Source organism: Rhizobium lentis (assembly GCF_017352135.1).
Lineage (GTDB): Bacteria > Pseudomonadota > Alphaproteobacteria > Rhizobiales > Rhizobiaceae > Rhizobium > Rhizobium lentis.
Genome location: NZ_CP071454.1, coordinates 3,521,211 through 3,537,189 on the forward strand (window position 1 = coordinate 3,521,211; position 15,979 = coordinate 3,537,189).

Consider the following 15,979-nt stretch of genomic DNA (forward strand, 5'->3'; position numbering starts at 1 on the left):
TTAGCCCGGTTCGCCCCTGAAAAGCCTGGTCTACGCCATGAGTTTGGGCAATTCAGCCGCCAGTGCGTTGACCGCAAGACGAGTCCTGAGCGGCAGGTGTGGTGTCTGCAGCCACAGCGCATGACAATCATACGGGAATTCCGGCTCGTCCGACAGCACCACCACTAGCATCCCTGCCTGAACACGGTCCCGGATAAGCCAGGAGGGCAACCAGGCGAGCCCCATGCCTGCCGTTGCCGCATCAGCAATGGCATCGAGATCGTCGAGCCTCAATCGGCTCTTGGGCCTGATTTCAGTCGGTGGCTCGTCGCCGCGCGGAAAAAGCCACGGGCGGAGCCGGGCGGAGCGGGCATATACGATTGCATCGTGCCTGCCGAGATCCTCAAGCCGCTCGGGCCTGCCTTGGGCATCGAGATAGGCCGGCGAGGCGCAGACCACCATGCGCTGGCGCGCGACACGGCGCGCAATGACGCCCGACCTGTCCTCCAACTCGCCGGTGCGGATCGCGAGATCGTAGCCGCCCTCCGCAAGGTCGATGACAGGATCGCTGAGCGATAGATCAAGTTCGAGATTCGGATGCCGCTGGGCGAGTTCGATCAGGATCGGGACCACGCAGCGCCGACCGAAATGAACGGGCATGGTGACGCGTAGCCTTCCGCATGGTTCGGAAAGATGATCGACCGCAAGCGCATCCGCAGCCTCGGTCTCCGCAAGGATCATCCGGCAGCGCTCGTAATAGGCGCGTCCGAAATCCGTCAGGCTCTGGCGACGCGTCGTCCGATTGAGGAGGCTCACACCCAGGCGATCCTCGAGAAAGCGGATATGCTTGCCGACCATAGGTCCGGACAGGCCAAGCGCCGCGGCCGCCGCTGCGAATGAGCCCAGATCGACAGCCTTCACGAAGACGGCCATGCTGGTGAGACGATCCATATTGCTAACTCTTGGTTTCTTCTGTCTTGCCTTCTGGCCAATTTATCTTCTGGAGGCGGCTTGGCATAGATCATTCGGTTCAATCATTTTGGAGTTGATATCGAATGGCACGCGTAATCCGCTTTCATGAGCTTGGCGGTCCCGAGGTTCTCCGCATCGAGGATGTAGTGATTCCCGCGCCCCAGCCGGGGCTGGTACAGATCCGCGTCAAAGCGCTGGGCATCAATCGTGCGGAAGCTTTGTTGCGGTCAGGCGCCTATATCGAAACTGCGCCGCTGCCCTCGGGCCTCGGCCTCGAAGCGGCCGGAATCATCGAGGCGGTGGGCGAGGGGGTGGACGGTCTTGTGCTTGGCGACCGTGTCAGCATCATCCCGCCCATCTCTATGGTCCAGTGGCCGGCTTATGCGGAACTCATAAACTTTCCCGCCGAATTCGTTGTCAGGCATCCGCCGACGCTGTCCTTGCAAGGCGCCGCTGCCGTCTGGATGCCATTTTTGACGGCCTATGGCGCACTCATCGACATTGCGGGGTTGAGCAAAGGTGATTTCGTCGCCGTGACCGCGGCATCGAGCAGCGTGGGACTTGCTGCGATCCAGATTGCCAACAGGGTCGGTGCGACTCCGATTGCAATTACCAGGACCTCGGTCAAGCGTCAGGCATTGCACGATGCCGGCGCTGCGCATGTCCTCGTTTCACAAGAGGAAGATCTGCAAATGAAGCTGATGGCCATCGCCGGCCCGGATGGCGTGCGGGTCGTCTTCGATGCCGTCGCCGGCCCCATCTTCGAGCCGCTGAGCGCGGCAATGTCACCGGGCGGCATTTTCATCGAATATGGCGGATTGGACCCCGAGCCGACGCCGTTTCCGCTCCTTGCGGTGCTCGGCAAAGGCCTGACCCTACGCGGTTATCTCGTCCACGAGATCGTCCGCGATCCGGCGCGGCTGCAGGCTGCAAAGACCTTTATTCTCGAAGGGCTCGCGGCCGGCGCGCTGGAGCCTGTCACATCAAGGACATTCCCCTTCGAGCAGATCGTCGAGGCGCACCGCTTTCTGGAATCGAACGAGCAGTTCGGCAAGATTGTCGTGACAGTCTGATCCGGTCCTTCTTGGGAGGATGTCTCAAGCCCGGCCAGGTGGCCAGCCGGGCTTGAGCGGGCTGTCAGGACTTACCAGCGCTGATGCACATGCGGCGCGATCAGCCGCTCGTAAATCTCGCGTGTCGCCGCCATGACATCGGCCGAGAGTGGCGCGAGATCGGCGGCGGCGGCATTTGCCTTGGCCTGTTCGGCATTGCGGGCGCCTGGGATGACGACGGTGACGGCTTCGGCCATCAGGATCCAGCGGAGTGCGAAGGCAGCCATGCCCACGCCGGCAGGCACCAGCTTGCGCACCTCTTCCACTGCCTGCAGGCCGACTTCGAAGGGCACGCCGGCGAAGGTCTCGCCGACATCGAAGGCCTCGCCATGGCGGTTGAAATTGCGGTGGTCGTCGCTGGCGAAGTGAGTTTCCCGGGTGATCTTGCCGGAGAGAAGGCCGCTTGCCAGCGGCACGCGGGCGATGATCGCCACATTCTTGCGGCGCGCCTCCTGGAAGAACAGGTGGTTGGGGCGCTGTCGGAAGATGTTGTAGATGATCTGGATGCTGACGACGCCGGGATATTCGATCGCCTTCAACCCGTCCTCGACCTTTTCGACGCTGACCCCGTAGCCCTTGATCTTGCCGGCCTTCTGGAGCGCGTCCAGGCCCTCGAAGACCTCAGGCCGGTAGAGCACCTCGCGTGGCGGGCAGTGCAACTGCACTAGGTCGAGGCTGTCGACGGCGAGGTTCTTCAGGCTGCGGTCGACGAAGCCTTCGAGATTGACCTTGGTATAGCCTTCCGCGACATGCGGGTTGAGGCGGCGGCCGGCCTTGGTGGCGACCATCGGGCGCTCGCCGCCGCGCGTTTTCAGGACATCGGCGATGATCTTTTCCGAGCGGCCGTCGCCATAAACATCCGCCGTGTCGATGAAAGTCATACCGGCATCGAGCGCGGCATTCAGCGCCGCCCGCCCGTCTGCCTCGCTGATATCGCCCCAAGAGCCGCCGATCTGCCAGGCGCCGAAGCCGACATTGGTGACGGTGAAGGGCATGCGGCCAAAAGCATGGTGTTTCATGAACATCTCCCTAGGTTATGAAAGACACTGGCCTATCAGGCGGGCAACTGTGCGGCAATTGCCGATCCGGTCGTGATCGGTCGCCCCAATCAAATATCGTCCGGAGACAAGGCTTCAACGCTATTGGATGGAAAGGAACGATCATGGAGATCAAACCCGTCGGCTCTCGCCCCTCGATGAAGCCACCGGCCGACTATTTCACCGGCGCCGTGCGTCAGGATCCGTTGATCGAACCGCCGGCGCCGGCCCGGGTGAGAGCAACCTCCGTCACTTTCGAACCAGGCGCCCGCACGGCTTGGCACACGCATCCGCTCGGCCAGACGCTGATCGTCACCTCAGGCAAGGGCCTCGCCCAGAGCTGGGGCGGGGATATCCACGAAATCCGCGCCGGCGATACCGTCTGGTTCGCGCCGGGCGAAAAACATTGGCACGGCGCCGGCCCGGACACAGCGATGACGCACATCGCCATTCACGAGGCGCTTGATGGCAGCCACGTCGACTGGATGGAGCAGGTCAGCGACAAGCAATATTCCGGCAAGGCCTGAACCGGCTTAGAGCCGCTTCAGGCAATAGGAAAAATGGGCGTGTGATTCGACGGTCAGGAACTCGAATTGCCAGCCGTAATCCTTGCAGAACTTGGTCACCGCCTCGACGACGCCATAGACGATCGGCTTGACCGTATTGCCGGTGCAGAAATCATGCCCGGCAATGCGCCCCGTCCGCTTCACCTTCTTCTCGCACAGCAGGAGTTCCTGCCAGGTGAGCTCGAAGGAATGGTCGGTATCGATATAGGCCCAGTCGAGGAAATCGTCCTCGAATTCGGCGAGTTTTTCGAGCGATGTGCCCTGCATCAAATGCAGCCGGCCGGCCTCGATCTCGGCCGCGAACCGCGCGTGGATCGAATCGAGGCCCGAGCTATACCGGTCCATCGACCACGGATCGATCAGGTAGAGCTGCGCCGGCCGGTTCTTTTCCAGGATCTCCGCCGTATATTCGCCGAAGGCTGCACCCACTTCGGCGCCGATACCGCCATTCGGGATCCGGTAGAGCAGTTCGCCGCGGTCCGGCAGCAGGCGGGCATTTTCCATATGATGGGCGCTGAGCGGGGTACGCGGCATGCTCGCCCTAAGCGCCTGCCTTTCTTCACGTGTCTTCATCTCTGATCTCGGGATTATGGGCGGCTAACGGCCCTGACGTGGTTCGAGGGGAACGTAGGAGCAGCCGATGCGGATGACAACTGCATGACAGGAATTTGCTTCTTTCGGACAAACCGCTAAGTTTCATCCGTGGACTGACGAAAAAGCCTCGGGAGGAGCGATTTCATGAGACGCATTTGGCCTGAAGAATTCAACGCCATCATCAGCGGAGCCGAGGAGGTGACGCTGGAAGCACCCGCCGAAGCGGGCGAAGCGCCGTTGCATCGCCAGGCGCTGAAGGCGCGCATCACCATGCAGGATTACGAGCGAATCTGGCCGTTGGCCGAAATGCGCTTCCGGCTTGGTGAGAAAGACGGCAAGGCCATCACTCTGATCACCACCAATCCCCATTACCACGCCTGGCACCCGAAGGATGGCGGCAGCGTTGACGCCGTGTCGGAGAGCGGCCGGCATTACAAGACCGATTATATCGTCGTGCACTTCCTTCTTGATGACGTCAAGGAAACCTCACCCGTTTGACATATGTTGAGGCCGGTGCGGCCGGAAGCCGCACCGGCGCTCTCTCAAGTCAAGTTGATCCCGACGCTGATGACAGCGGCGGCGATCGCGCTAAGCTTGGCGAATTAGGTCCTTTAAGAAATCGGAGGTTCCCGTGACGGGCAATGTGCTGGATATCCCGGTCAAGACTGTGGACGGTCGCGAGACCACGCTCAACGAATACAAGGGCAGGGTGCTCCTCATCGTCAATGTCGCCTCGAAATGCGGGCTCACACCGCAATATGAAGGGCTGGAAAAGCTCTATGGTGAAAAGCGCGAGCGCGGCTTCGTCATCGCCGCTTTCCCGGCCAACGACTTCAAGGGCCAAGAACCCGGCACCGACGCCGAGATCCTCGATTTCTGCACCAGCACCTATGACGTGACCTTCCCGATTTTCTCGAAGATCTCGGTCAAAGGCGAAGCCCAGCACCCGCTTTACCGTCAGCTGACCACATCGGGTGTCGCGACGACGGGCGAAGGCCCGATGCGCGAGCGCCTGAAACCCCACGGCATGTCAGGCGGCGCCGAAGACGACATTCTCTGGAATTTCGAAAAATTCCTGATCGGCCGCGACGGTAAAGTCGCCGCCCGTTTCGCGCCTGACGTGACGGCCGATGATTCGCGGCTCGTTTCGGCGGTGGATAAAGAACTGGCGAAGGGATGAGTATCTTCAGATCCCGAGCACGGTTACAAGCGGCGGCGTAAAGTCCTTGAAGCCCAGTCTCGGCCAATCGCACCTTCTATCGAATCTCGTTTTGGGTTCCTGGCGCTCGCATTTCGGATTCGTCTTGAATGCGTATCCGGGCAGGCTGACATAGATGACGCTTGGCGTGCAAAGGGCAATCGCGATGCACAGCGTCAATGCGGAGGGCAATATCCTCATGGCACACCTCCAGGCCTCGCAAGCCTTCAAGCGCGGAGACTTTCTCGGCGGCGAATATTCCCACTTTTGCCTGCTCCCATCCATTCGCCCAATAGGAGGTGACGCGGCGGCCGGAGTAGCCCGTTTTGGTGGAGCGCCGGCTTTCTGACGAAGCACTGCAAAGATATCGCGCTCGCTCGATCAAGTGCCCGGACGGTTCGGCTGTATATCGAGATGGCGCATGGCGATCTCGTTACCAACACCATGCGTCGTCCCCACCGGATTTACGGCAATTGAAATTCCAAATAGGGTGACGAGGCAGCGGCGGACGTCGACCTGCGGGCCTTCGATATCACCCAGCTATTTGACATTTTAAGGAAAAAGAATGGTGGGCGATGAGAGACTCGAACTCCCGACATCCTCGGTGTAAACGAGGCGCTCTACCAACTGAGCTAATCGCCCATCGCTAGCGAAGCCGGATCGGCTCGCCGCGTTGGTGGCCGTGATCTATGCGGATCGCGGCAAAACCGCAAGAGTGTTTGTGAAGATTTTTTGATTTTTTTGGTAGCGGTTCCGCTCCCTGCTGTGTCGCGCGGTGCGACCGGGCTGTGGATAAAGGGGAGGGGAAGGCGGCTGGCACAGGGGCTTCGACTGCGCCGTCGGCTTCGTTCGGCTGTCAGTGCCGCTGCGGGAAACGGAATTACCGGCCTTTCACCTCACTCCGCTCCAGCTTTGACGAAACAATTCAACGACTGTCATGGTTTTGTCTCCAAACCTGCTTGACACTAAAAGACGAACCCCGTAGTTAGCCGCTCATCGAAACGGGCAGCCGTTTTGGTGAGGGTGCGAAGGCATCCGGATTGCTTGAAATGAAGTGCGGGTGTAGCTCAGTCGGTTAGAGTGCCGGCCTGTCACGCCGGAGGTCGCGGGTTCGAGCCCCGTCACTCGCGCCATTTCAAAGCAGGCGCCAAAGCGCCATCGTCCGGCTCTTCCGTCCGTCATGCGCGGGTGTAGCTCAGTCGGTTAGAGTGCCGGCCTGTCACGCCGGAGGTCGCGGGTTCGAGCCCCGTCACTCGCGCCATTCTCTTCCGAAAGCCATGCAGTATCCAGGGGTCAGGCATGCAGCTTGAATCGACTTCTGCGGATTTGTCGCGACATCGTTGCATCTGCTTGATAATGTCCGCCCGCGACGCGTCGAATTGCCTCTGTAAATGTCTTGCGCCCGGGCTTCGGCTGCGCTAACCACGCCTTGTTGCAACGCACGTTCGCTTGCCGGGCATTTGCCCATATGCGCCGCCTGGCGCTTCCGGCAAGCAGGGATGAACATGATGACTGAACTGCTCAGTTCCTATATTCCGATCGCTATCTTCATTGGTATCGCGCTGGTCATCGGCCTGGCTCTGCTCATCGCGCCGTTCGCCGTGGCTTTCAAGGCGCCTGATTCGGAAAAGCTTTCGGCTTACGAATGCGGCTTCAACGCCTTCGACGACGCCCGCATGAAGTTCGATATCCGTTTCTATCTCGTGTCGATCCTCTTCATCATCTTCGACCTCGAAGTCGCCTTCCTCTTCCCCTGGGCCGTTTCCTTCGGCGCCATCGGCTGGTTCGGCTTCTGGTCCATGATGGTCTTCCTCCTCGTGCTGACCATCGGCTTTATCTATGAATGGAAAAAGGGAGCCCTGGAATGGGAGTGACCCCTGTGAGCAATCAGCCGCTCGTCGCCCAGCAGCCGAAGGGGATCATCGATCCCTCGACCGGCAAGCCGATCGGCAGCAACGACGCCTTCTTCGGTGAGATCAACAATGAGCTTGCCGACAAGGGTTTCCTCGTCACCTCGACGGATGAGCTGATCAACTGGGCCCGTACCGGTTCGCTGATGTGGATGACCTTCGGTCTTGCCTGCTGCGCCGTCGAAATGATGCAGCTGTCAATGCCGCGTTATGACGTCGAGCGTTTCGGCTTTGCGCCCCGCGCCTCGCCGCGCCAGTCCGACGTCATGATCGTCGCCGGCACGCTGACCAACAAGATGGCGCCGGCGCTCCGCAAGGTCTACGATCAGATGCCCGAGCCGCGCTACGTCATCTCGATGGGTTCCTGCGCCAATGGCGGCGGCTACTATCACTATTCCTATTCCGTGGTGCGCGGCTGCGACCGCGTCGTGCCGATCGACATCTACGTGCCGGGCTGTCCCCCCACGGCAGAAGCGCTGCTTTACGGCGTGCTTCTGCTGCAGAAGAAGATCCGGCGCACCGGCACGATCGAACGCTAAGGGTTAAGGACAAGGCATATGAGTGAAGCCCTGACTGAGCTTGCGTCCTACCTTGGCGAAGCGCGCGGCAATCTGATCGCCGCCTCGCAGATGAAGTATGGCGAGCTGACATTGACGGCGACGGGTGAAAACCTGATCGCGTTGCTGACCTTCCTGCGCGACGACGCCAAATGCGGTTTCGTCAGCCTGATCGATATTTGCGGCGTCGACTGGCCGCAGCGTGAACTGCGTTTCGATGTCGTCTATCACCTGCTGTCGCCGAAGAAGAACCTGCGCATCCGCGTCAAGGTCGCGACCGATGAAGATACGCCGGTCCCGTCTGCCTGCGTCGTCTATCCCGGCGCCGATTGGTTCGAACGCGAGACCTGGGACATGTACGGCGTCCTCTTCACCGGCCACCCGGATCTGCGCCGCATCCTGACCGACTACGGTTTCGAGGGCCATCCGCTGCGCAAGGACTTCCCGACCACCGGTTTCGTAGAAGTTCGTTACGACGACGCGGCGAAGCGCGTCGTTTACGAGCCGGTCGAGTTGAAACAGGAATTCCGCAACTTCGACTTCATGTCGCCATGGGAAGGCACGGAGTATGTGCTGCCTGGGGACGAAAAGGCGAAGCAGTAGTTCTTAGGCATTAGGCAGAAGCCAATAGGCAGTAGTGACAAGGGAGAATAGCAACGGCGATTAATTCCTATCAGGATCTTACGGTGTGGCAGCGCTCCATGGATCTTGCGGTTGAATGTTACGGCCTCACCAAAGAATTTCCCAAAGAGGAAATTTATGGCCTTACCTCACAGGTAAGACGTTCAGCAGCGTCCATCGCGGCAAACATAGCGGAAGGTTACGGGCGCGAGGCAACGGGGGCGTATGTGCACCATTTGAAAATCGCCCAAGGATCCCTGAAGGAATTGGAGACGCATCTGATACTCTCGGCGCGAGTAGGAATAGCCACGGTGTCGCAGACCGAGTTGGCGCTTTCCTTGATCACGGAAGTAGGGAAGATGCTGCGGTCGCTCATTCGCCGCCTGCAGGATGGACAGAACGAACGTGAGAACTAAACACTACATTATTGCCTATTGCCCACTGGCTAATGCCTGCAATAGCGGAGCGCCTTGCAAATGACAGAACATAACGTCCGCAACTTCAACATCAATTTCGGACCGCAGCATCCGGCGGCGCACGGCGTTCTTCGTCTTGTCCTGGAGCTTGACGGCGAAATTGTGGAGCGGGTCGATCCGCATATCGGCCTCTTGCATCGCGGCACCGAGAAGCTGATCGAGACCAAGACCTATCTTCAGGCCGTGCCCTATTTCGATCGGCTCGACTATGTTGCGCCGATGAACCAGGAACATGCCTATGCCCTGGCCGTCGAAAGGCTGCTCGGCATCGAGATCCCGATCCGCGGCCAGTTGATCCGCGTGCTCTATTCGGAGATCGGCCGCATTCTGTCTCATCTCTTGAACGTCACGACGCAGGCCATGGACGTCGGCGCGCTGACGCCGCCGCTCTGGGGCTTTGAAGAGCGTGAAAAGCTGATGGTGTTCTACGAGCGTGCTTCCGGTTCGCGCATGCACGCCGCTTACTTCCGTCCGGGCGGAGTCCACCAGGACTTGCCGGAAAAGCTGGTGCAGGACATCGGCGACTGGTGCGACCCATTCCTGAAGGCGCTCGACGACATTGACGACCTGTTGACCGGCAACCGCATTTTCAAGCAGCGCAACGTCGATATCGGCGTCGTCTCGCTGGAGGATTGCTGGGCCTGGGGCTTCTCCGGCGTCATGGTGCGCGGTTCGGGTGCGGCCTGGGATCTGCGTCGCGCCCAACCTTACGAATGCTATTCCGATCTCGAATTCGACATCCCGGTCGGCAAGAACGGCGACAATTATGACCGCTATCTGATCCGCATGATCGAAATGCGCGAATCGGTCCGCATCATGAAGCAGTGCGTCAACCGCCTGCTCTCGGATGCCAGGACCGGTCCTTTCTCGTCGATCGACGGCAAGGTCGTGCCGCCGAAGCGCGGCGAGATGAAGCGCTCGATGGAAGCGCTGATCCACCACTTCAAGCTCTATACCGAAGGCTACCACGTGCCGGCCGGCGAGGTTTATGCCGCCGTCGAAGCGCCGAAGGGCGAGTTCGGCGTCTATCTCGTCTCCGACGGCTCCAACAAGCCCTATCGCTGCAAGATCCGCGCCCCCGGTTATGCGCACCTGCAGGCGATGGACTTCATGTGCCGCGGCCACCAGCTTGCCGACATCGCGGCCGTCCTCGGCTCGCTGGACATCGTTTTCGGCGAGGTGGATCGCTGATGCAGCGTCTGCCGCTTGCCGTCGCACTCCTTCTTGCGGCATCCGGGGTTTCGGCCCAGGAAGCCGACACCCTCGGTACGCCGCTGGGTCATAAGGAAGTGACGCCGCCGGGGCAGCAATCGTCCATGGGCGAGCTTTTGTCCAAGGGCTACCAGATCAAGGCTGCCATTCCGAACGGCAGCAAATTCGTCGTATTTATGCAGAAAGACCAGTCGGCCTATGCCTGCGAAATGCAGTCTTTGACCGCTTCGCGGTGTGGAACCCTAAACTGACAAGGCGTGAGGAAGAATGTCCGTTCGTCGATTAGCCGAAGATCAATTTCAGCCTGCCGCATTCGCTTTCAGCGATGAAAATGCGGTCTGGGCGGACAAGACGATCCAGAAATACCCCGCCGGGCGCCAGCAATCGGCTGTCATCCCGCTGTTGATGCGGGCGCAGGAACAGGATGGCTGGGTCACCCGCGCTGCGATCGAAAAGATCGCCGATATGCTCGACATGGCCTATATCAGAGTGCTCGAGGTTGCGACCTTCTACACGCAGTTCCAACTGCATCCCGTCGGCACACGCGCCCATGTCCAGGTCTGCGGCACGACGCCCTGCATGCTCCGCGGCTCGGAAGCGCTGATGTCGGTCTGCAAGAGCAAGATCCATGCCCATCCGTTCGAACGCAACGCCGAAGGCACGCTGTCCTGGGAAGAGGTCGAATGTCTCGGGGCCTGCGTCAACGCTCCGATGGTGATGATCGGCAAGGACACTTACGAAGACCTGACGCCGGAGCGTCTCGAAGAGATCATCGATACCTTCGCCGCCGGCAACGGCGCCAGCGTCAAGCCGGGCACGCAGATCGACCGGATCTTTTCGGCGCCGGAAGGCGGCCCGACCTCGCTGACGACGGAAGAGCCGAAGGCAAGGACGCGCGCCAAGAAGGCCGATGCCGAGACTGTGTCGGCCCCGGTCGACGCCGCTCCCGTTCCGCCGTCGGAGGCAGCCCGCCCGAAGAGCACCGATGCCGAGACTAACGCGGCGCTGAAGACGCCGGCAACGGCGCCGAAGGCGGCTGCGAAAAACGCAAAGGCGGCCGAGCAGCAGCCGGTTTCCGGCACGGCTGCCGCCGAACCGGCGCCTCAGGCTGCCGCCAAGGCCGAAGTCGCCTCCGCGCCAAAGCCTGCCCTGACCGACAAGAACCGGCCGGCCGGCATCGAAAAGCCCGCCGCCCCCGATGATCTGAAAATGATCTCAGGCGTCGGTCCGAAGATCGAGGCGACCTTGAATGAAATCGGCATCTTCACCTTCGCGCAGGTCGCTGCCTGGAAGAAGGCCGAACGCGAATGGGTCGATGCCTACCTGAACTTCCGCGGACGCATTGAGCGCGATGACTGGGTCAAGCAGGCCAAGGCGCTCGCCAAGGGCGGCGAAGCGGAATATATCAAGGTCTTCGGCAAGAAGCCGCGGTAAGAGGTGAAGCATGTTACAAGATAAAGACCGCATCTTTACCAACATCTACGGCCTCAAGGACAAATCCCTCAAGGGCGCGATGAGCCGTGGCCACTGGGACGGCACCAAGCAGATCCTCGAAAAGGGCCGCGACTGGATCATCAACGAGATGAAGGCCTCCGGCCTTCGCGGTCGCGGCGGCGCCGGCTTCCCCACAGGCCTCAAATGGTCCTTCATGCCGAAGGAGAGCGACGGCCGCCCGCACTATCTCGTCGTCAATGCCGACGAATCCGAGCCCGGCACCTGCAAGGATCGCGACATCATGCGCCACGATCCGCATACGCTGATCGAAGGCTGCGTCGTCGCGAGCTTCGCCATGGGCGCCAACGCGGCCTATATCTACGTGCGCGGCGAATATATAAGGGAGCGCGAAGCCCTGCAGGCGGCAATCGACGAATGCTATGACTACGGCCTGCTCGGCAAGAACAACAAGCTCGGCTGGGACATGGACATCTTCGTCCATCACGGCGCCGGCGCCTATATCTGCGGTGAGGAGACCGCGCTGCTCGAAAGCCTCGAAGGCAAGAAGGGGCAGCCGCGCCTAAAGCCGCCTTTCCCGGCAAATATGGGCCTCTACGGCTGCCCGACGACTGTTAATAACGTCGAATCGATCGCGGTGGCGCCGACGATCCTGCGCCGCGGCGCCGGTTGGTTCTCGTCCATCGGCCGTCCGAACAATGTCGGCACCAAGCTGTTCATGCTCTCGGGTCACGTCAACAGACCGTGCACGGTCGAAGAGGAAATGGGCATCACCTTCCGCGAACTGGTCGACCGTCACGCCGGCGGCATCCGCGGCGGCTGGGACAACCTGCTCGCCGTCATTCCGGGCGGCGCATCCTGCCCGATCGTTCCGGCCAAGGACATCATCGACTGCCCGATGGATTTCGACGGCCTGCGCGGCGTCGGCTCCTCCTTCGGCACGGCCGCCGCGATCGTCATGGACAAATCCACCGATGTCATCAAGGCGATCGCCCGTATCTCCGCTTTCTTCAAGCATGAGAGCTGCGGCCAGTGCACGCCCTGCCGCGAAGGCACGGGCTGGATGTGGCGCGTGATGGAGCGCATGGCCAAGGGCAATGCCCAGAAGCGCGAAATCGACATGCTTTTCCAGGTGACCAAGCAGATCGAAGGCCACACCATCTGTGCGCTCGGCGACGCCGCCGCATGGCCGGTGCAGGGTCTGATCCGCAACTTCCGTCCCGAGATCGAAAAGCGCATCGACCAATATACGGCAAGCGCGCTCGATCACGGCGCGGTTCTGGAGGCGGCGGAATAATCATGGTCGACAAGGCATCCGATAGCAGAAAGAAGCAAGAGGCAGCCGAATTCGCGGCCGGTTTCGGTCGACTTGCTGCCGAGATGCTGGAAAATGCACGGGCAATGCCAGTGCATCCGCTGATGGCGCATCCGGCTGCAGCCTTTGCTGCCGCAACCGCGATCGGTGTCGGCTTCTCGACGCAGATGGCCGGCGCCTTCTTCGGTGCCTTCCAGAGCGCCCTCGAGACGACCGGTAAGCTCGCTGCGGCCCTCGACGATACGCCGCCGGAAGAGCCGGCGCCGGAGGTCGATATCCGGCCGGAGAATATTCGCCCCGCCGCTAAGGCTTTCACCAAGCCGGCGGCCGAGAAGAAGGCAGCGCCGAAACTGACGGTCGTCAAGGCGGTCAGCGAGCCGGTGTCAGTGGACCAACCGAAACCGGTCAGCCAGCCGAAACCGGCCGTGAAGGCGAAACCGGTGGCGCGGAGCCGGAAGGCGGACGATCTCAAGCTGATCGCCGGCATCGGTCCCAAGCTGGAGCAGGTGCTGAACGCCAGAGGCATCCGCAGCTTCGCCGAGATCGCTGCCTGGACGGACGAGGAAATCGCTCGGCTCGACGCCGAACTCGGCTTCAACGGCCGTATCGGGCGGGACGATTGGACCGGTCAGGCGAAAGTTCTCGCAGGGCGGGGCCGCAGGAAGACATGACGCGTCCGGCCGTTCGACCGGCTGGAAGGATGGCAGATCGGTGCAGGGGCGGGGGCCTTAAGCCGCAGCTGCCGATGCGGGTTCCGGATCTGGAACGCGCGACAGAGAATTTGGGCGACATCGGCTGCCAGCAGGACGAGAGATCCGGCTTGGCAAAGAAAATGTTGCAACAATGGGTTTGTTTGCCGTCTTCAGGCAAACGGGAAACAGGACTGAGCGACGATGGCAAAACTGAAGATTGACGGCAACGAGATCGAAGTTCCGGATCATTTCACGCTATTGCAGGCGTGCGAGGATGCCGGTGCCGAGGTTCCGCGCTTCTGCTTCCATGAGCGCCTGTCGGTTGCCGGCAATTGCCGCATGTGCCTCGTCGAGGTAAAGGGCGGCCCGCCTAAGCCGCAGGCCTCCTGCGCCATGAGCGTGCGCGACATCCGCGGCGGTCCGAACGGCGAACTGCCCGAGGTCTTCACCAACACCCCGATGGTCAAGAAGGCTCGCGAAGGTGTGATGGAATTCCTGCTGATCAACCATCCGCTCGATTGCCCGATCTGCGACCAGGGCGGCGAATGCGACCTGCAGGACCAGGCGATGGCCTTCGGCATCGACACCTCGCGCTACCAGGAAGACAAGCGCGCCGTCGAGGACAAGTATATCGGCCCGCTCGTCAAGACCGTGATGAACCGCTGCATCCATTGCACACGCTGCGTCCGCTTCACCACCGAGGTCGCCGGCATTTCCGAGCTCGGCCTGATCGGCCGCGGCGAGGATGCCGAGATCACCACCTATCTCGAACAGGCGATGACTTCCGAGCTGCAGGGCAACGTCGTCGACCTCTGCCCGGTCGGCGCGCTCACCTCCAAACCCTTCGCCTTCACCGCGCGCCCCTGGGAATTGAACAAGACCGAATCGATCGACGTCATGGACGCGGTCGGTTCGGCGATCCGCGTCGACACCCGAGGCCGTGAGGTCATGCGCATTCTGCCGCGTGTCAACGAGGCGATCAACGAGGAGTGGATTTCCGACAAGAGCCGCTTCATCTGGGACGGTCTGAAGACCCAGCGCCTCGACCGGCCCTATGTTCGCCGCGACGGCCGTCTGCGGCCCGCCACCTGGGCAGAGGCCTTCGGCGCCATCAAGGCGGCCGTCGGCGCCACCTCGGGTGACAAGATCGGCGCGATCGCTGGCGACCTCGCTTCCGTCGAGGAAATGTATGCGCTCTCCGAACTGGTGAAGTCGCTGGGGTCGGCCAATCTCGACTGTCGCCAGGATGGGACGGCACTCGATCCGTCGCTCGGCCGCGCAAGCTACCTCTTCAACCCGACCATATCGGGCATCGACCAGGCCGACGCGCTCTTGATCATCGGCGCCAATCCGCGCTTCGAGGCGGCCATTCTCAATGCCCGGATCCGCAAGCGCTGGCGCCGTGGCAAGTTCCCGATCGGCGTGATCGGCGAGCCGGGCGAACTGCGCTACAGCTATGATTACCTCGGCGGCGGTCCCGACACGCTGAAGGACCTGGTCGACGGCAACCACGCCTTCGCCGAAGTCCTGAAGAACGCCGCCAAGCCGATGATCATCATCGGCCAGGGCGCGCTGTCGCGCAGCGATGGCGCCGGCGTTCTCGCCAGTGCCGCCAAGCTCGCCGGTTCGGTCGGCGCTGTTGTCGAAGGTTGGAACGGCTTCGCCGTCCTTCACACCGCCGCATCGCGCGTCGGTGGCCTCGACCTCGGCTTTGTGCCCGGTGCCAAGGGTGTCAATGCCGCCGAAATGCTGCAGGCGATGGACGTGCTCTTCCTGCTCGGCGCCGACGAACTCGACTTCACCGCCAAGAAGGCCAAGCTCACCGTTTATATCGGCTCGCATGGCGACAACGGCGCCCACCATGCCGACGTCATTCTGCCGGCCGCAGCCTATACCGAAAAGTCCGGCACCTGGGTCAACACCGAAGGCCGCGTCCAGATGGGCAACCGCGCCGGTTTTGCGCCGGGCGATGCCCGCGAGGACTGGGCGATCATCCGCGCTCTTTCGGACGTGCTGGGCAAGAAGCTTCCTTTCGATTCGCTCAATGAACTGCGCGCCAGGCTCTATGCCGCTTTCCCGCATTTCGCCGCCATCGACGAGATCGCCGAAACGGATGGCGCCCAAATTGCCGCAGTCGCGAAAAAAGCCGGCAAGATGAACAAGTCAGGGTTTGCGTCGCCGGTCAAAGACTTCTATTTGACGAACCCGATAGCGCGCGCCTCGGCTGTCATGGCCGAGTGCTCGGCATTGGCCCGCAACAACTTCAAAGTCGCGGCAGAGTAAGGG

18 protein-coding genes and 3 tRNA genes are annotated in these 15,979 nt (G+C 61.3%); 16 read left to right on the top strand and 5 right to left on the bottom strand.

Translation table 11 applies throughout. The annotated features are described in order from the left end of the window. Positions 1–30 precede the first annotated feature (30 nt). Positions 31–930 (bottom strand): LysR family transcriptional regulator, encoded by a 900-nt coding sequence (locus J0663_RS16880; RefSeq protein WP_207241432.1) that lies wholly within the window; start codon positions 928–930, stop codon positions 31–33. Between the two features lie 104 nt (positions 931–1,034). Here J0663_RS16880 and J0663_RS16885 point away from each other — a divergent pair, with 104 nt between their 5' ends. Continuing rightward, positions 1,035–2,024, top strand: a complete 990-nt coding sequence (locus tag J0663_RS16885) for a zinc-dependent alcohol dehydrogenase family protein (protein ID WP_207241433.1) — start codon at positions 1,035–1,037, stop codon at positions 2,022–2,024. 71 nt (positions 2,025–2,095) lie between these two features. Here J0663_RS16885 and J0663_RS16890 read toward each other — a convergent pair whose 3' ends face one another. Beyond that, positions 2,096–3,082, bottom strand: a complete 987-nt coding sequence (locus tag J0663_RS16890) for an aldo/keto reductase (protein WP_207241434.1) — start codon at positions 3,080–3,082, stop codon at positions 2,096–2,098. Between the two features lie 143 nt (positions 3,083–3,225). Here J0663_RS16890 and J0663_RS16895 point away from each other — a divergent pair, with 143 nt between their 5' ends. Beyond that, a complete protein-coding gene (locus J0663_RS16895; protein ID WP_207241435.1) occupies positions 3,226–3,627 on the top strand; it encodes a (R)-mandelonitrile lyase in 402 nt (133 codons plus the stop codon). 6 nt (positions 3,628–3,633) lie between these two features. On the opposite strand, the gene J0663_RS16900 is transcribed toward J0663_RS16895, so the two are convergent. Next, entirely contained in the window at positions 3,634–4,239 is a 606-nt protein-coding gene (locus J0663_RS16900; protein ID WP_207241436.1) for a class I SAM-dependent methyltransferase, read from the bottom strand. Positions 4,240–4,404: 165 nt separating this feature from the next. Between J0663_RS16900 and J0663_RS16905 the strand changes: the two genes are divergently transcribed. Then, positions 4,405–4,758, top strand: a complete 354-nt coding sequence (locus tag J0663_RS16905; protein WP_207241437.1) for a hypothetical protein — start codon at positions 4,405–4,407, stop codon at positions 4,756–4,758. A 133-nt stretch (positions 4,759–4,891) separates the two neighbouring features. Beyond that, the gene (locus tag J0663_RS16910) at positions 4,892–5,440 is read left to right on the top strand and encodes a glutathione peroxidase (protein WP_207241439.1); all 549 of its coding nucleotides are present in this window, start codon (positions 4,892–4,894) and stop codon (positions 5,438–5,440) included. A 6-nt stretch (positions 5,441–5,446) separates the two neighbouring features. Here the strand turns inward: J0663_RS16910 and J0663_RS31730 are convergent, their stop codons facing one another. Further along, positions 5,447–5,659 carry a hypothetical protein gene (locus J0663_RS31730; protein ID WP_311043608.1) on the bottom strand — a complete coding sequence of 71 codons (213 nt, stop codon included), beginning with the start codon at positions 5,657–5,659 and terminating at the stop codon, positions 5,447–5,449. A 365-nt stretch (positions 5,660–6,024) separates the two neighbouring features. After that, positions 6,025–6,100: transfer RNA gene (locus tag J0663_RS16915), tRNA-Val, on the bottom strand. A gap of 414 nt (positions 6,101–6,514) precedes the next feature. Between J0663_RS16915 and J0663_RS16920 the strand changes: the two genes are divergently transcribed. The 12 genes from J0663_RS16920 (at position 6,515) to nuoG (ending at position 15,976) form a co-directional block, all read left to right on the top strand. Further along, a tRNA-Asp gene (locus J0663_RS16920) sits at positions 6,515–6,591 on the top strand. A 51-nt stretch (positions 6,592–6,642) separates the two neighbouring features. Further along, a tRNA-Asp gene (locus tag J0663_RS16925) sits at positions 6,643–6,719 on the top strand. 247 nt (positions 6,720–6,966) lie between these two features. Then, a complete protein-coding gene (locus J0663_RS16930; RefSeq protein WP_008521906.1) occupies positions 6,967–7,332 on the top strand; it encodes an NADH-quinone oxidoreductase subunit A in 366 nt (121 codons plus the stop codon). Beyond that, on the top strand, positions 7,323–7,907 hold the full coding sequence (locus J0663_RS16935; RefSeq protein WP_008521904.1) for a NuoB/complex I 20 kDa subunit family protein: 585 nt from the start codon (positions 7,323–7,325) through the stop codon (positions 7,905–7,907). Before J0663_RS16930 ends, J0663_RS16935 begins: the two co-directional genes overlap by 10 nt. Before the next feature lie 18 nt (positions 7,908–7,925). Next, positions 7,926–8,528, top strand: coding sequence for an NADH-quinone oxidoreductase subunit C (locus J0663_RS16940; RefSeq protein WP_207241440.1), 603 nt, complete (start codon positions 7,926–7,928; stop codon positions 8,526–8,528). 47 nt (positions 8,529–8,575) lie between these two features. Continuing rightward, positions 8,576–8,962 carry a four helix bundle protein gene (locus J0663_RS16945; protein WP_207244526.1) on the top strand — a complete coding sequence of 129 codons (387 nt, stop codon included), beginning with the start codon at positions 8,576–8,578 and terminating at the stop codon, positions 8,960–8,962. A gap of 60 nt (positions 8,963–9,022) precedes the next feature. Further along, positions 9,023–10,213, top strand: a complete 1,191-nt coding sequence (locus tag J0663_RS16950; RefSeq protein ID WP_207241442.1) for an NADH-quinone oxidoreductase subunit D — start codon at positions 9,023–9,025, stop codon at positions 10,211–10,213. Continuing rightward, positions 10,213–10,485, top strand: a complete 273-nt coding sequence (locus J0663_RS16955) for a hypothetical protein (RefSeq protein ID WP_207241444.1) — start codon at positions 10,213–10,215, stop codon at positions 10,483–10,485. Before J0663_RS16950 ends, J0663_RS16955 begins: the two co-directional genes overlap by 1 nt. A 16-nt stretch (positions 10,486–10,501) precedes the next feature. Then, positions 10,502–11,668: an NADH-quinone oxidoreductase subunit E gene (locus tag J0663_RS16960; protein ID WP_207241445.1), complete on the top strand. Its 1,167-nt coding sequence runs from the start codon at positions 10,502–10,504 to the stop codon at positions 11,666–11,668. Positions 11,669–11,678: 10 nt separating this feature from the next. Further along, on the top strand, positions 11,679–12,983 hold the full coding sequence (gene nuoF, locus J0663_RS16965) for an NADH-quinone oxidoreductase subunit NuoF (protein ID WP_207241447.1): 1,305 nt from the start codon (positions 11,679–11,681) through the stop codon (positions 12,981–12,983). A gap of 2 nt (positions 12,984–12,985) precedes the next feature. After that, positions 12,986–13,672: an NADH-quinone oxidoreductase subunit E gene (locus J0663_RS16970; RefSeq protein ID WP_207241448.1), complete on the top strand. Its 687-nt coding sequence runs from the start codon at positions 12,986–12,988 to the stop codon at positions 13,670–13,672. A 222-nt stretch (positions 13,673–13,894) separates the two neighbouring features. Continuing rightward, positions 13,895–15,976, top strand: a complete 2,082-nt coding sequence (gene nuoG, locus J0663_RS16975; protein WP_207241449.1) for an NADH-quinone oxidoreductase subunit NuoG — start codon at positions 13,895–13,897, stop codon at positions 15,974–15,976. Positions 15,977–15,979: the final 3 nt, after the last annotated feature.

Bases quoted from the DNA above. Each gene is read 5' to 3' on its own strand.
- J0663_RS16880 (WP_207241432.1), bottom strand. From the start codon at position 930: ATGGATCGTCTCACCAGCATGGCCGTCTTCGTGAAGGCTGTCGATCTG.
- J0663_RS16885 (WP_207241433.1), top strand. From the start codon at position 1,035: ATGGCACGCGTAATCCGCTTTCATGAGCTTGGCGGTCCCGAGGTTCTC.
- J0663_RS16890 (WP_207241434.1), bottom strand. From the start codon at position 3,082: ATGAAACACCATGCTTTTGGCCGCATGCCCTTCACCGTCACCAATGTC.
- J0663_RS16895 (WP_207241435.1), top strand. From the start codon at position 3,226: ATGGAGATCAAACCCGTCGGCTCTCGCCCCTCGATGAAGCCACCGGCC.
- J0663_RS16900 (WP_207241436.1), bottom strand. From the start codon at position 4,239: ATGAAGACACGTGAAGAAAGGCAGGCGCTTAGGGCGAGCATGCCGCGT.
- J0663_RS16905 (WP_207241437.1), top strand. From the start codon at position 4,405: ATGAGACGCATTTGGCCTGAAGAATTCAACGCCATCATCAGCGGAGCC.
- J0663_RS31730 (WP_311043608.1), bottom strand. From the start codon at position 5,659: ATGAGGATATTGCCCTCCGCATTGACGCTGTGCATCGCGATTGCCCTT.
- J0663_RS16930 (WP_008521906.1), top strand. From the start codon at position 6,967: ATGACTGAACTGCTCAGTTCCTATATTCCGATCGCTATCTTCATTGGT.
- J0663_RS16935 (WP_008521904.1), top strand. From the start codon at position 7,323: ATGGGAGTGACCCCTGTGAGCAATCAGCCGCTCGTCGCCCAGCAGCCG.
- J0663_RS16940 (WP_207241440.1), top strand. From the start codon at position 7,926: ATGAGTGAAGCCCTGACTGAGCTTGCGTCCTACCTTGGCGAAGCGCGC.
- J0663_RS16950 (WP_207241442.1), top strand. From the start codon at position 9,023: ATGACAGAACATAACGTCCGCAACTTCAACATCAATTTCGGACCGCAG.
- J0663_RS16955 (WP_207241444.1), top strand. From the start codon at position 10,213: ATGCAGCGTCTGCCGCTTGCCGTCGCACTCCTTCTTGCGGCATCCGGG.
- J0663_RS16960 (WP_207241445.1), top strand. From the start codon at position 10,502: ATGTCCGTTCGTCGATTAGCCGAAGATCAATTTCAGCCTGCCGCATTC.
- nuoF (WP_207241447.1), top strand. From the start codon at position 11,679: ATGTTACAAGATAAAGACCGCATCTTTACCAACATCTACGGCCTCAAG.
- J0663_RS16970 (WP_207241448.1), top strand. From the start codon at position 12,986: ATGGTCGACAAGGCATCCGATAGCAGAAAGAAGCAAGAGGCAGCCGAA.
- nuoG (WP_207241449.1), top strand. From the start codon at position 13,895: ATGGCAAAACTGAAGATTGACGGCAACGAGATCGAAGTTCCGGATCAT.